General features: G+C 65.7%; 14 protein-coding genes. 5 read left to right on the top strand and 9 right to left on the bottom strand.

Features of this window, described 5'->3' with window-relative positions; genetic code table 11:
- Positions 1 to 262: 262 nt before the first annotated feature.
- The 4 genes from npdG to AV929_RS16410 all read right to left on the bottom strand — a co-directional run bounded on the left by npdG (position 263) and on the right by AV929_RS16410 (position 2,834).
- Complete coding sequence (npdG, locus tag AV929_RS16395) at positions 263 to 931, bottom strand: NADPH-dependent F420 reductase (protein WP_014041271.1); 669 nt, start codon at positions 929 to 931, stop codon at positions 263 to 265.
- A gap of 129 nt (positions 932 to 1,060) precedes the next feature.
- Positions 1,061 to 1,450: a hypothetical protein gene (locus AV929_RS16400; protein ID WP_064288744.1), complete on the bottom strand. Its 390-nt coding sequence runs from the start codon at positions 1,448 to 1,450 to the stop codon at positions 1,061 to 1,063.
- Between the two features lie 78 nt (positions 1,451 to 1,528).
- Positions 1,529 to 2,401, bottom strand: a complete 873-nt coding sequence (locus AV929_RS16405; RefSeq protein ID WP_064288746.1) for a TIGR01548 family HAD-type hydrolase — start codon at positions 2,399 to 2,401, stop codon at positions 1,529 to 1,531.
- Between the two features lie 19 nt (positions 2,402 to 2,420).
- Positions 2,421 to 2,834, bottom strand: a complete 414-nt coding sequence (locus tag AV929_RS16410) for a UPF0146 family protein (protein WP_064288749.1) — start codon at positions 2,832 to 2,834, stop codon at positions 2,421 to 2,423.
- A gap of 30 nt (positions 2,835 to 2,864) precedes the next feature.
- On the opposite strand from AV929_RS16410, the gene AV929_RS16415 reads away from it, so the two are divergent.
- Positions 2,865 to 3,386 (top strand): archaemetzincin family Zn-dependent metalloprotease, encoded by a 522-nt coding sequence (locus tag AV929_RS16415; protein ID WP_004514915.1) that lies wholly within the window; start codon positions 2,865 to 2,867, stop codon positions 3,384 to 3,386.
- A 68-nt stretch (positions 3,387 to 3,454) separates the two neighbouring features.
- Positions 3,455 to 3,670 (top strand): hypothetical protein, encoded by a 216-nt coding sequence (locus AV929_RS16420; protein ID WP_050007097.1) that lies wholly within the window; start codon positions 3,455 to 3,457, stop codon positions 3,668 to 3,670.
- A gap of 277 nt (positions 3,671 to 3,947) precedes the next feature.
- Here the strand turns inward: AV929_RS16420 and AV929_RS16425 are convergent, their stop codons facing one another.
- The gene (locus AV929_RS16425; RefSeq protein ID WP_064288751.1) at positions 3,948 to 5,777 is read right to left on the bottom strand and encodes a ribosome biogenesis/translation initiation ATPase RLI; all 1,830 of its coding nucleotides are present in this window, start codon (positions 5,775 to 5,777) and stop codon (positions 3,948 to 3,950) included.
- A gap of 2 nt (positions 5,778 to 5,779) precedes the next feature.
- Complete coding sequence (locus tag AV929_RS16430; protein ID WP_023843411.1) at positions 5,780 to 6,076, bottom strand: hypothetical protein; 297 nt, start codon at positions 6,074 to 6,076, stop codon at positions 5,780 to 5,782.
- 125 nt (positions 6,077 to 6,201) lie between these two features.
- Here AV929_RS16430 and AV929_RS16435 point away from each other — a divergent pair, with 125 nt between their 5' ends.
- Positions 6,202 to 6,465 (top strand): winged helix-turn-helix domain-containing protein, encoded by a 264-nt coding sequence (locus AV929_RS16435; RefSeq protein ID WP_004514919.1) that lies wholly within the window; start codon positions 6,202 to 6,204, stop codon positions 6,463 to 6,465.
- Between the two features lie 48 nt (positions 6,466 to 6,513).
- Here the strand turns inward: AV929_RS16435 and AV929_RS16440 are convergent, their stop codons facing one another.
- From AV929_RS16440 to AV929_RS16450, 3 genes are all read right to left on the bottom strand, one after another.
- Positions 6,514 to 7,071, bottom strand: coding sequence for a cysteine hydrolase family protein (locus AV929_RS16440; protein ID WP_014041265.1), 558 nt, complete (start codon positions 7,069 to 7,071; stop codon positions 6,514 to 6,516).
- Position 7,072: 1 nt separating this feature from the next.
- Positions 7,073 to 7,894 carry a YqcI/YcgG family protein gene (locus AV929_RS16445; protein WP_064288753.1) on the bottom strand — a complete coding sequence of 274 codons (822 nt, stop codon included), beginning with the start codon at positions 7,892 to 7,894 and terminating at the stop codon, positions 7,073 to 7,075.
- Between the two features lie 152 nt (positions 7,895 to 8,046).
- Complete coding sequence (locus tag AV929_RS16450; RefSeq protein WP_064288755.1) at positions 8,047 to 9,924, bottom strand: PINc/VapC family ATPase; 1,878 nt, start codon at positions 9,922 to 9,924, stop codon at positions 8,047 to 8,049.
- A 119-nt stretch (positions 9,925 to 10,043) separates the two neighbouring features.
- Between AV929_RS16450 and AV929_RS16455 the strand changes: the two genes are divergently transcribed.
- Both AV929_RS16455 and AV929_RS16460 read left to right on the top strand, forming a co-directional pair.
- Positions 10,044 to 11,126: a M20 family metallopeptidase gene (locus AV929_RS16455; RefSeq protein WP_050037053.1), complete on the top strand. Its 1,083-nt coding sequence runs from the start codon at positions 10,044 to 10,046 to the stop codon at positions 11,124 to 11,126.
- A 98-nt stretch (positions 11,127 to 11,224) separates the two neighbouring features.
- Positions 11,225 to 12,727 carry a carboxypeptidase M32 gene (locus AV929_RS16460; RefSeq protein WP_064288756.1) on the top strand — a complete coding sequence of 501 codons (1,503 nt, stop codon included), beginning with the start codon at positions 11,225 to 11,227 and terminating at the stop codon, positions 12,725 to 12,727.
- The last annotated feature ends 84 nt before the right edge of the window (positions 12,728 to 12,811 follow it).

Below are 12,811 nucleotides of genomic sequence, written 5' to 3' on the forward strand. Positions count from 1 at the left end.
GCGCGACCAGCCGCGGGCCGCGCCAGCGTCTCGTCGCTGGCGTCGGGGAAGGGCAGGGCTGCCGCTGGAACAGGAGTAGCAGTAGCGCCGTCGTTGCGGTGGCCGAGTGAGTGGAGTAAAGCATACCGCTCGCCAGCGGCGAGCGGTTTCACTTCTCGCGACCAGCGGGAGCGAGAAGGTCGTTTTTAGCGTAGATTTTTGCGAACCCGCTCCCCACAGCGGCGCGAAGCGCCGCGAGGAGAGGGGGTGACGTAAAAAGGTACTATTGGAACCGCACGCCGAGGTCGTGCAGACCGTCGTTGTGGCGGGCGACGTTGATGAGCAACGGCGTCAGTCCCTCGATTTCGGCGGCGTTGGCGAGCGGGCCGCCGTCCAGCGCACGCAGCCCCTCGATGCCTTCGGCGAGTTCACAGACGGTGTCCTTGGCGTCGGTGTCGTCGCCGACGACGATGGTGTCCCAGTCCAGATCGGCGTCGAGGTTGGCGAGGCGGCCGGCTGCGAGGTTGTGGAAGGCTCCCACGACGGGGGTGTCGTCGGGGGCGGCGTTGGCGGCCAGTTGCGTGACGCTGCCGGCACCGGGGCGGTTGTAGTGGAAGCCGTCCTCGTCGCGTTGCATCCCGACGGCGGGGGACACGAGCGTGGTGTCGTCGAGTTCGTCGGCGACGGCGTCGATGGTGTCCGTGAGGTGGTAGGCGGGGACGGCGGCGACGACGACGTCGGCGCGGGCGGCGGCGTCCTCGTTACCCAGGCCAGCGATTGCCACGTCGTCGTGGCCGCGGCTGGCCAGTTCTGTCTCGTACTCCTCCGCTTTGTTCGCCGCCTTCTGGGCTTTCCGGGAGCCGATGATGATCGTGTGGTTGGTGTCGTCAGCCCAGCGGAGGGCGAGACCTTGGCCGATGTCTCCAGTACCGCCAAGCAACGCGATGTCCATACTTACGGCGTAGGCCGACCACTGAATAAACGTTGTGTGACAGGTTCGGTCATACTGTTGGCTGTCCCTAGTGTCCGATATTCGCTACCCTGTGTGGCGAAATTCTTTACAGACGTACAGCCGACAGTATCAGGTGTACTCCTCCCAGGCCCGGTCGAACCCGCCGGCGAAGGCGACGTACAGCGCGCTCCCGAGGCCCATCAGATAGCTGAGCCACTGTGTCGCGACGCCGGGGATCGAGGTGGCCCCGAGCCCGAGAGCAAATATCGTCGAGAGCGGGACCATCACGAAAAAGAGGACGATGATGAACATCCCGACGCGGCCCGGCCGGTGGACGGATTCGAGGATGTCGTCGCGTTCGCGCATCGTCCAGTAGGCCACGACGAGGCCGATTAACTGGCAGGTGACGGCGTACAGCGGCACCAAATCGACCGACGGTTCGCGGATGACCGCGCCCCCGACGAGCCCGGCCCAGATGCTCACCAGGAATGCCCAGCCAAACGTCGGCAGTCGTCGCATACCCGAGGTCTCTGTCCCGCCGGTGAAACCGTTGCTGTTTGCGGTCGAGGGGCGCTGCCGGTGACCCGATGACGCGGGCTACGCCGCATCCAGAAGCTCCGGCAGGTCGGTGACCGATTCGACGACAGCGCTTGCGCCGTTGTTGGCGAACGTCCGGCGGCCGGCGTCGCCGGTCAGCCCGCCGGTCAGGACGCCGATGCCGTAGTACACGCGGTCGTCGTCGGCTTCGTCGGCGTTGACCGCCGTCGCCACGTCGTCGAGGGTATCCCCAACGAAGGAGACCCGTTCGGCGTCGAACCGCTCGGCGAGCGTCCGCAGGGCGGCGGGGTGGGGCTTGCCCTCCTCCCAGTCATCCATGGTGAAGCGGTGCTCTGTGGGCAGGTCGAGACCGACGCGCTCCAGCGCGATGTCGGCCTCGGCGGCCGGGCGGCCGGTGACGACGCCGACGGCGAAGCGGGCCTGCAGGGCCGACAGCGTCTCGTCGTCGACCAGGAGCGGCTCGTCGTGGATGTAGCCGGGCGCGGCAAACGGCGGCTCGCCGCCCTCGATGTCCCGGTAGAGGTCAGTGCCGAGATACAGCGTCTGGAACACGTCCCGGAGCTGTTCGCGGTCCCAGGCGTCGAAGACTCGGTCTTCGGCCGGTTCGTCCAGCAGGTCACGAACCACTGCCTCGGCCGCGTCGAGGCCGCCGCCGCGCTCGGCGATGGCGTCGGTGAACGCCGCCAGGTCGGAGACGGCGGACTCGCGGTCGGCGAGGACGAACAGCGCCGCTGCGTAGGTCAGTTCCCAGTCGTTGTTGAACCCGCCGGCGTCCTTGAACTGCTGGACCGCCGCCTTCTTGATCGTGTCACCGTACACCCGGTCGATAGATTCGACGATTGCCCGACGATAGGAGTCGGCCACGTCCACCAGCACGCCGTCGATGTCGAGGACGACCGCGTCGATTTGCATGAGCGAGCGAAGGCGGTCCTCACTCAAGCGCCTTGCTATCTTTCGCCCGGTACAGCGTCTCCCCGCCCGGGAGCTGTTCTCGCTCGACCGCGACCGTCGGCTGGTCGCCGCCCAGCGTCGTGAACCAGAATGCCGCCCCGACGGTGTTGGCGACGGCCAGCGTCGGTCGGTGCAGCTCCGGCGGTAAATTCCGGGCGAACACGATATCACACCCCGCATAGACGGACTCGTCGGGGTCAAGAATATCGTCGACAACGAACCGCACGCCCTCGGGGACCGCCCGTTCGACGATGTCCGTTGCGGTCACATCCACGCCCCGCTCGGCCAGGGCCCCGGCTACGTCAGGGTGGTTTCCGATGCCGACCTCGACGACGGAATCGACATACGCCAGTCGGTCGACAAGCGGGCCGGTGGTGTCGGTCACGTCGTACAATTTATGAGATGCGGGCGCATATGCGTTCCCATGCACGTCGACATCGTGCCGGTGGGCGAGGTCTCGGCCCAGGTCAAACGCGAGGCCTCGGACGGACTTCGATCCGTCTACGACTGTGAAGTCTCGATGCACGAGCCACAGTCCATTCCCGCCGGCGCGTACGATGGGGACCGCGACCAGTACCGCGCAGAGGAGTTCATCGACCTGGCTCGCCGGGTCGGCTCCGGCGGCAAAAACATCGCTATCACGCCGAAAGATCTCTTCTACCGCCGCCGGAACTACGTTTTTGGGCTCGCATATCTCGGTGGCTCCGGCAGCGTCATCTCCACGTACCGGCTCCAGACATCCTCCGATGGCGGGTTCTCGAACCGCTCGGCCGGCGAAATCTTCTCGCAGCGAGTACGCAAGGAGGTCGTCCACGAGGTCGGACATACCCTCGGGCTGGAGCACTGTGACAACAAGCGCTGCGTGATGAACTTCTCCCCCACTGTCCGACAAGTCGACGTGAAGGAAGTCTCGCTGTGTGGCTCTTGCCAGCGAAACGTGCTGTAGTTTGCGAACGGATACCAAACTGATTCGGTATAGCGCCTACACTCCTGTGGTACTTGTACACATACGCGATGAGCAAGAGTCAGTCCCCCGAGCGCGTTGCGGAACTGCGAGACATCTTCGTGACGGTCACCGGTGACGAATCGGTCACTGAACCCCAGACAGACGAGCAAACCGACCGCGAACTCGACCCGGACGAGGAGTTCGACCCGGCCGAAGTCGCTGACGGTCTCGACGATGCGGTTGCGGGGTCCGAGACGGACGGTGGCAATGACCCTGCGGCGTAACGCCGCGGACTACTCCTGTCTCCTTTGCGAGTAGCGGCTGTACTACTACCTGAGACGTAGTCTCACCAGCTAACTCCCGGGGTGACATGTGGAGTCAATAGCCACGCCGAGCGCGGTTCGGCAGGCGCGACCGTCGAGTATCGACCTCCGTCGACGAAACCGCTTGAGCACAGCTGTTCTCGCAAAAACGACTCCGGCTGAGGTCTCTTCACCCGTAGATTTCCGATGACGAGACAGTCGCCGTCTGGCTCTCGCCAGCCTCGCTCCCGCTCTGAGCCTACGGCGCGTAGTAGTACTCGCCGGCGTTCTTCTGTTCGCGGTCCAGTTGCGAGTCGGGTTTGTTGATGCGAGGGCGGGAGGTCCGTTCGTCACGGCGGAAGGTGATGTCGAGGTTCTGGAGGAACTCGTTCATCCCCTCGCGCATGCCCTGTGGCGGCGCGGCGTGGCCGTTCCGGGCCGGTTCACCGTCGAAGACGAGCAGGCGGTCGGCCAGCAGGTCGATCATGTAGATGTCGTGGTCGATGACCATCGCCGTCGCGTCGTGGTTCTCGGCGTAGCGACGGATCGCGGAGGTCGCCATGACGCGCTGTTCCACGTCCAGGTGGGCCGAGGGCTCGTCCAGCAGGTAGAGGTCGGCGTCCTTCGAGAGGCAGGCCGCGATGGCGACTCGCTGGCGCTCCCCGCCGGAGAGGTCGGTGAGCTGCTGTTCCATCACCGACTCCAGTTGGAGCGGCTGGGCGATTTCGGTGTTCCAGTAGGAACTCCCGAAGTCGTCCGTGATCGACGCGAGGAAGGCGTCGACGCGCATCGGCTGGTCGATTTCGATGTACTGGGGCTTGTAGGCGATGTCGAGGCTGGTGTCGATTTCGCCCGCAGTCGGTTCGAGCCGGCCGGCGAGCATCTTCGCGAACGTCGACTTCCCGATACCGTTCGGGCCGACGACGCCCAGTACTTCGCTCTCGCGGATGGTGCCGGCCTCGACATCCAGCGAGAACTCGCCGCTGCCGTAGCTCTTCTGGAGTTCGGGGTACTCGATGACCACGTCGCCGGTGGAGGCGCTCCGTGGCGCGTGTTCCTCGAACTCGATGTCCGTCTGGCGGATGCGCATGTTCTCGTTTTCGAGGTAGCCCGAGAGGTACTCGTTGATTCCCTTCTTCGTCGATTTTGGCGGCGTGATGACACCGAACGCGCCGGGGGTCCCGTAGGCGACGTTGATATTGTCCGCGAGGAGATCCAGGATGGCGAGGTCGTGCTCGACGACGAGCATCGAGCGGTCCTCCTCCTCGGCGAGTTCCCGGATGAGCCGCGCGGCGGTCATCCGCTGGCCGATGTCCAGATACGGCGTGATCTCGTCGAGGAAGTAGAAATCGGCGTCCCGCGCCAGCGTGGCGACGAGGGCGACCCGCTGGAGCTCCCCGCCGGAGAGATCGTCGATGTGGTTGTCCACGACCGGCTCGATACCCGTCTGCTCGATGAGGTAGTCGAGGTCGCCCCGCTCGTCGGTCTGGTCCAGCAGCTCGATGGCTTTGCCGTCGAACTGGTCCGGAATCCGGTCGACGTACTGGGGCTTGCGGGCGACGCTCACGTCGCCGTCGCGCATCTGTTCGAGGTACTCCTGCAGGGCGGTCCCGCGGTACTCGTCGAGGATCTCGTCCCAGCTCGGTTCCTCGCCGTACCGTCCCAGGTTGGGCTGCATTTCGTCGGCGAGGATGCGGACGGCGGTGGTCTTCCCGATGCCGTTCGGGCCGAGAATCCCCGTCACCTGGCCTTCGGCGGGGCTCGGAAGCCCGTACAGCGCGAAGGCGTTCTCCCCGTAGCGGTGGACCGGCTCGTCGGTCAGCTCCTGTGGGAGATTAATGATCTCGATGGCGTCGAACGGGCACTTGTTCACGCAGATACCGCAGGACTCGCCCAGACAGATCTCCTCGGAGATGCGGACCTGGTCGGGCTGGCCCTCGAAGGGTTCGTCCTCCTCGTACTCGTCTTCCCGCTTGACGATGCACTCTTTCCCGCTGCGGTTGGGCGGGCAGTAGTTCATGCACTCGTAGTTACAGCGGTCGGGCTGACACCGCTCTAGGTCGACGACGGCGATACTGTCTTCGGCCATCGTTACGCTCCCGTCGTGAGGAGAATGCCCCACGAGACGAACCACAGCGAGAAGGTCATGAAGCCGATGTAGAGCACGTCCTTCGCCGAGAGGTCGTCCGTGTCGATGCCGATCACCCGCAGAATCGGGAACTGTGCTGCGATAGCGACCGCGAGGACAAGTATCCCTTGCGGGGCGTCCGGCGTGGCCGCTAACTCGTTGGAACCGAACGCGGCGGCGATGCCAGCGACGGCTGTCAGCGTCGTGACAGTGAGCCCCCGCATATGGGAGCTCATTCCGTCCGCCGTTTCCGTAGCCATACCACACGTTCCACTACCCGCAACCAAAAGGTGCGCGGTTCAGTACTGTGACGCGGCCGCAAATGCGTGCGGCGGCGAGACGGACTCCTCAATCTTTATGCGCCCGGCGCTTGTGATTACGGGTAATGACGGACTCTGATGGGGAGGCCATCGCAGACCTTCCGCCGAGCGCAAAGCTCGTATACAAGGTTCTGGAGTACGACGGCCCGCTGACACAGAAAGGCATCGTCGAGGAGTCGATGCTCTCGGCACGGACCGTTCGCTACGCTCTGGAACGACTCGACGAAGTCGGTGTCATCGAAGAAGACGTGTACTTCGCCGACGCGCGACAGAATCTCTACGAGATTATCGACCAACCGGCGGAAGCGGACGCCGCCGTCTCGGACTGACACGCCTTCTCGCTTGGCTGTTTCGCGACGCGTTCACGCAGCCGCTGGTTACAGCGACGCGACCACGTCGTCCGTCATCGCGATCTCCGCGAACTCACCGCGCAGTTGCGCCAGCGCAGTCCGGTGAACGAGCGACGGCTCGAAGCGTTCGCCGTCGAGCGTTCGGTCGAACGTCGCCGTCGCATCGCCCGGGACGACAACCTCAAACCCGCGGTTTTCAGCCATCCGCGTCGTCGTCGACACGCAGTGGTCAGTCGTCAGGCCACAAACAACGAGCGTCTCGTGGTCCCGTTCGCGGAGCCACGCCTCCAGTCCGGTGTCGACGAACGCGCCGTTGACGCGCTTTTCAAACGTCGCTTCTCCCGGTTCGGGCTCCAGTTCCGGCTTGAACGCGAACCCCGGTTCGCCGTGCCGGAGCGGCGAGTCCGGCTCCGTCGAGTTGTGCCGGACGTGGACGACCGGAAGCCCACGCTCTCGCCATTCGGTAAGCAGGCGTGTCGCGTTCGCCTCGGCGTCGGGGTTGCTCCGCGTCCCCCACGCCGGGTCGTCGAACCCCTGCTGGAAATCCACCAGCACGAGTACCGGCGTCTCGGGCAGTGCGACCATTTCAGTCGGCCGGCTCCGGGGCGGGCGTCCCGATGAGCCACTTCGATTTCGGGTGCTCTCGTGTCACGGTTATCGGACAGTCGTCCGGCGACGCGTCCTCGTCCGACGACAGCATGTACTGGGGCCACTCCCGATCGCCCTCGACGCCCCAGTCGCCCAGGTCGGCGTGGGGACAGACGCCGTCGTACTCCTCCAGCCGTCCCTGGATGATATTGCGGGCGTGCTGACCGGCCTCGGTGTCGGCCGTGACGTTCAGGTCCTCGAACAGCGCCCGGGGCTGGAACGTGATCTCCAGCCCGACCGGACAGTAGCGGCTCTTTCGCGTGCCGTAGAACGGCGCGCGGCAGGTCGGAAACATCGGCTCGCCCCCGAAGCAGAACTCCCAGTGCGGGTCATCTGGATCGGTCGGGATGTCCTCGGGCCACGGCTCCGGGTCGTGGACGTGGAGGAACTGGAGGATATGCCAGAGTCGGTCGTGGTACTCGGCCTCCGTCAGCGGTCGCTCAGGCGGCCGGAAGAAGGTCACCAGTGAGGCCCGCTCGCTGTGGTCCTGATAGGTCTCCAGATACGTGAGCAGCGTTTGGCCAAGGTCGAACAGCGCGTCCGGGTCGCTCATTGACGGGACAGCCGTGTACAGCGGCTCGCCATCTCGAACTGACTCCGCCCCGAAGAAACAGGGAAACGGGGACCCGTTTCGCTCACCGGTCAACCCCTCGCGGAAGGTCTGCCAGTGGGCCCCGACCCACTCCGGTGCATCACCGCGCTCCACTCGGGCGGCCAGCGTCTCCTGGTCCTGTAAGCTCCCGACGACTGCGTCAGTCATGGCTAATCGGTCGTGTTCCACCGGAATTTAGCTGTCGTTTTCGGCAGTTCGACTGTCGAATCCGACACGATTAGTTACCGGTGTCGTATCCTGCTGGACGATTCGACAGAGCGCTGGTCAAACTCCCGTGCGGCTGTCCTGCTCGCCGAGCCCTACGACGGGACGACAGTAATCGTGCTGCCGCGGTCGATCGCTCGCTCTAGTTCCTCGGCGATGCCCGACCCGCGAGAGACCTGAATCTCGCCGCTGCGGGAGACCGTCGCGGTGAAGAGGTACTCGCCGTCGGCCTGCAGTTCGACCGTGTCGCCGGCGTGGCCGTCCAACGGGACGATGACGTGCCGGGAGGTGACTTCCGGCTGGACGATTTCGCCCTGCTTGCCGCCGGAGTCGGTCTGGGGGCCGCCCGACGGCCCGGACGGTCGTTCCTCGAAGGTCCGCACGTCGATGTCGATACCGAGGCGGTTCTCCACGTCGGAGATGCGGCCGCCGCCCTTGCCGATGACCTGCGAGATGTCGTCGTCCTCGACCCAGACGACGGCGGTGTTCGGGCCGCGGAGTTCGACCTCGACGTGGCCCCGCGCGATGGAGCGTATCTCGCGTTCGACCTCCTGTTTGGCGAGGCGGTCGACGCCGGAGTCCTGCTCGTCCTCGTCGTCGCCCAGCGGGACCGTGACGACCTGGTTGTTGAAGGTGTAGATCTCGAACTCCGGCCGGTTGGTCTCGAAGTCCTTGACCATGATGACCGGTCGCGCGAGGTCCTCCTCCATGAGCCCCTGCGGGACCTTGACTTCGGTCGTCACGTCGTAGACCGTGTCGACCTCGCCGGCTTCGATGTAGACGACGGTGTCGACGATCTGGGGGATGAGCCCCAGTTCGACGCGGCCGATGAGCCGCTGGAGCGCGTCGATGGCGCGGGTTGCGTGGACGACGCCGACCATGCCGACGCCGGCCAGGCGCATGTCCGCGAACACCTCGAAGTCGTCCGTTTTGCGAACCTCGTCGTAGATGGTGTAGTCCGGCCGGACCATCAGCAGCGAGTCGGCGGTCTTCTCCATGGAGCCGCCGAGTTCGGTGTACTGTGTGATGTTCGGGCCGACCTGGAGGTCCCGTGGCTTCTCCATCGTCTTGACCGCGTAGTCGGCGTCGACGAGGAACTCCCCGACCGCCTGGGCGAACGTCGATTTCCCGGCCCCGGGTGAGCCGGAGATGAGGACGCCGCGCTGGTGTTCGGTGAAGCGGTCACGGAGCTGGTCCGCGTACTCGTAGTCGTCCAGTTCGGTCTTGACGATGGGCCGGACGGCCGTGATTTCCAGTGCGTCGGCGAAGGGCGGCCGCGCGATGGCGATCCGGAAGTCCCGGAACTGGGTGATCGTCATCCCGGGCTCGTCGAGTTCGAGGAAGCCGTCCGGCGAGGCGCGCGCGCTCTCCTCGATGTCGGCGGCGTACTCCCGTAGCTCACTTTCGGTTGCAGGGTCGTCGCGGATCGGCGTGTACTGCATGTCGCCGATAGAGCCCTTCTTGGCGTAGGGCTGGACGCCGACCTTGAGGTGGACGCTCATCGTCCCCTCGTCGAAGAAGTTCTCGATCTGCAGGCGGTCGACCGTCCGCTTGACCGGCTCGACGAACTCCACTGCGAGCCCTTTCGCGCGGGCCACCTGGGCCTGCACGTCGTCGCTGGTCACGAGCGTGGCACCGCGGTCACCGGCGATGTCCCGGATGAGCGCGTCGATCTGCCCCTCGCCGGCCTCGCGCTTCTCGATGGCGTCGGGTCGTCGGCCCACGTACTCCACGTCGATAGTACCCCCCTCGGCCAGGTCGACGAGCGTCTGGAGCTCTTCAAGGCCCTCCCAGCCCGTCTCGCGGCCGTCGTTCGCCTGTGCTTCGAGTTCGCCGACGACGGCTTCGGGGACGACGACCGTCGCGCCGGCAAAGCCCATGCCGTCGACGTCGGTGTCGGGGTCGGCATCGGCCTTCACTTGGTCGGACACGCGGCCGTCGATGACCACGCTCGTGTCCGGTACGATTTCCATATCGGCCGTTGGAGACTGCCGTTGATAAGGGTATGGAGTCCGTGCCCTCTCCGTCCCTGCCGTCCGCGGGCAGGCTCACCTGCCCCGGATTTTTGCCGCTCCGGCACACGACCCACGGTATGGAGACGCTGCCGTCGCTGACTCGTGCCCTCGTTTCGATCCCCAGTCACGACGACGAAGCGGCTGCTGGGGAGTACATCCTGACGTGGCTCCGGGACCACACCGATGCGCAAGTCACCCGCGACGACCACGGGAACGTCATCGCCCGCAAGGGCCAGGCCGACGACTCGCTCGCCTTCGTCGGCCACCACGACGTCGTCCCGCCGGACGAGTCCCAGGTCGACGCCGACGGCGAGTACGTCGTCGAGGAACGCGACGGCCGTCTCTACGGCCGGGGCGCAGCGGACATGAAGGGGTGTGTCGCCGCGGCGTTGCTGGCCTTCCGGGACGCCGACCCCGCTAGCGAACTGATTTTCGCTTCGTTCGTCGGCGAGGAACAGGGCGGCATCGGGTGCCAGGCCGCCATTGAGGACGGCTTCGCGCCCGACTACGCCGTCGTCGGTGAGGGGTCGACCGGCTACTCCGCACCAGGAACGACGGACGTGGCCGTCGCCCACAAAGGCCGGCGGGGATCGACTATCGTCGCCGAGGGCGCGGCGGCCCACGCCAGCGAACCTGAAGCCGGCGCGAACGCCATCTACCGCGCGACCGACGCCGTCGACATGGTCCGGGACCTCGACTTCCCCGAGACGACCGTCCTGGGCCACGAAATGAGCGGGAGTGTCGCCGTCACGGAAATAGATGGCGGCTCGGCTTGGAACGTCATTCCCGAGCGATGCGAGGTCACCGTCGACGAGCGGACAGTCCCGGGCGAGCGCGCGCCGCTGGACCGGGTCGAAGCTATCGACGGCGTCTCCTGGCGCGTCGACCAGGACCTCCCGCCGATGGCCTGTGGCGACGCCGACTTCGCGGAGCGGGTGCTGGACGCCGCTACCGCCGCGCAGGACGCGACACCTGAACACGTCGTCAAACCGCACGCGACCGACGCCGGCTGGCTCGCCCAGGCCGGGACGGACTGCGTGATTGTCGGCGCGGCCGAACCCGGCGAGGCCCACACTGGTGATGAGAGCGTGTCGCTGGCTGTGTTGGAGCGGTGTCGAGACATCTACGAGGACGTTGCCGAGTCGTGGCCGCCCGAGTGACTGTCGGCTGTTCCGCGCTGCCCTGATGTGTCCTGTTAGCTAGTGCACCCCTTACCGGCGGCGTCGGGCCTTTACGGTCACCGGCCTAACGCCGCCGTATGGCAACAGCGAGCGAGGACAGCGAGTCCACGTACGAGCAGTTCCTGGATCACGTCCGCCGCCTCCACTACGTCGAGGACGCCGGCGGCGTCCTCAACTGGGACCAGCAGGTGATGATGCCCGACGCCGGCACGCCGGCCCGGGCGAAACAGACCTCCGCCATCTCGACGCTCCATCACGATCTGCTTACCGACGACGATCTGGCCGACTGGCTGGACGAACTCGACGACGCTGACCTCGACCCCGAACAGGAGGCCGTCGTTCGGGAGGTCCGGCGGGACCACGAGCGGGCCACCAGGGTCCCCGCAGACCTTGTCGAACGCCTCTCCGAAGCGTCCTCGAACGCCCTGCCGGTCTGGAAGGAAGCCAAGGCCGAGGACGACTTCGACGCCTTCGCCGACACGCTCGAAGAACTGGTCGAACTCCGCCGGGAGTACGCCGCCGCCATCGACCCCGACCGCGACCCCTACGAGGTGCTGTTCGAGGAGTACGAGCCGTATCTCGGCATCGACACTGCCGAGGAAGTACTCACGAACCTCCGCGACGCGCTCGTCCCGCTCATCGACGACATCGCCGACAGCGACGTGACGCTTGCCGACCCATTCGAGGGCATCTACGACGACGACACCCAGCACGACCTCGTCGAGACAGCGCTTGACACGCTTGGCTACGACTGGGACCGCGGCCGCCTCGACACCGCTCCCCATCCGTTCTCCATGGGGACGCAGTTCGACGCTCGCGTCACCACTCGCTTCACCCCCGAGGACCCGCTTGACGCGCTCGGCTCGACCATCCACGAGTTCGGTCACGCCACGTACACGCTCGGCCTGCCACAGGAAGCGTACGGCACGCCGCTGGGCGACAATCGCGACCTCTCCGTTCACGAGTCACAGTCCCGCTTCTGGGAGAACCACGTCGGCCGCTCGCGTTCGTTCTGGGACTTCTTCATCGAGACGGCCAACGACCATCTCGGGACCGACGCCACCGCCCAGCAGTTCTACGAAGCGTTCAACGAGGTGTACGACGACAACCTCATCCGGGTCGAGGCGGACGAGCTAACGTACCACATGCACATCATCGTCCGCTTCGAAATCGAGCGAGACCTCATCCGCGGCGACCTCGATGTCGAAGACGTGCCAGAGGTCTGGAACGACAAGATGGAAGAGTATCTCGGTATCCGCCCCGACACCGACGCCGAGGGCTGCCTGCAGGACATCCACTGGACCAACGGGGCCTTCGGGTACTTCCCCACCTACACGCTCGGGTCGGTGCTGGCCGCGCAACTGGACCACCACGCTCGGCAGGACATCGACGGCTTCGACGACCACGTCCGCGCCGGCGAGTTCGGCCCGATTCACGACTGGCTCACCGAGAACGTCCACCAGCACGGCGCACGCTATCGGACTGACGACCTCGTGGAAGAAGCGACGGGCGAGTCCTTCACCGCCGAGCACTTCCTCGACTACGCCGAGGAGAAGTACCGCGCGCTGTACGACTGCTGACACGACGGTCGACGAACCCCGTTCCAGATATCGACTCTGATACTATTGGGCAACTCGTTTTATATTCCCCTCCCATTGTGACGA

This window comes from Haloarcula sp. K1, from assembly GCF_001647155.1.
GTDB classification, from domain to species: domain Archaea; phylum Halobacteriota; class Halobacteria; order Halobacteriales; family Haloarculaceae; genus Haloarcula; species Haloarcula hispanica.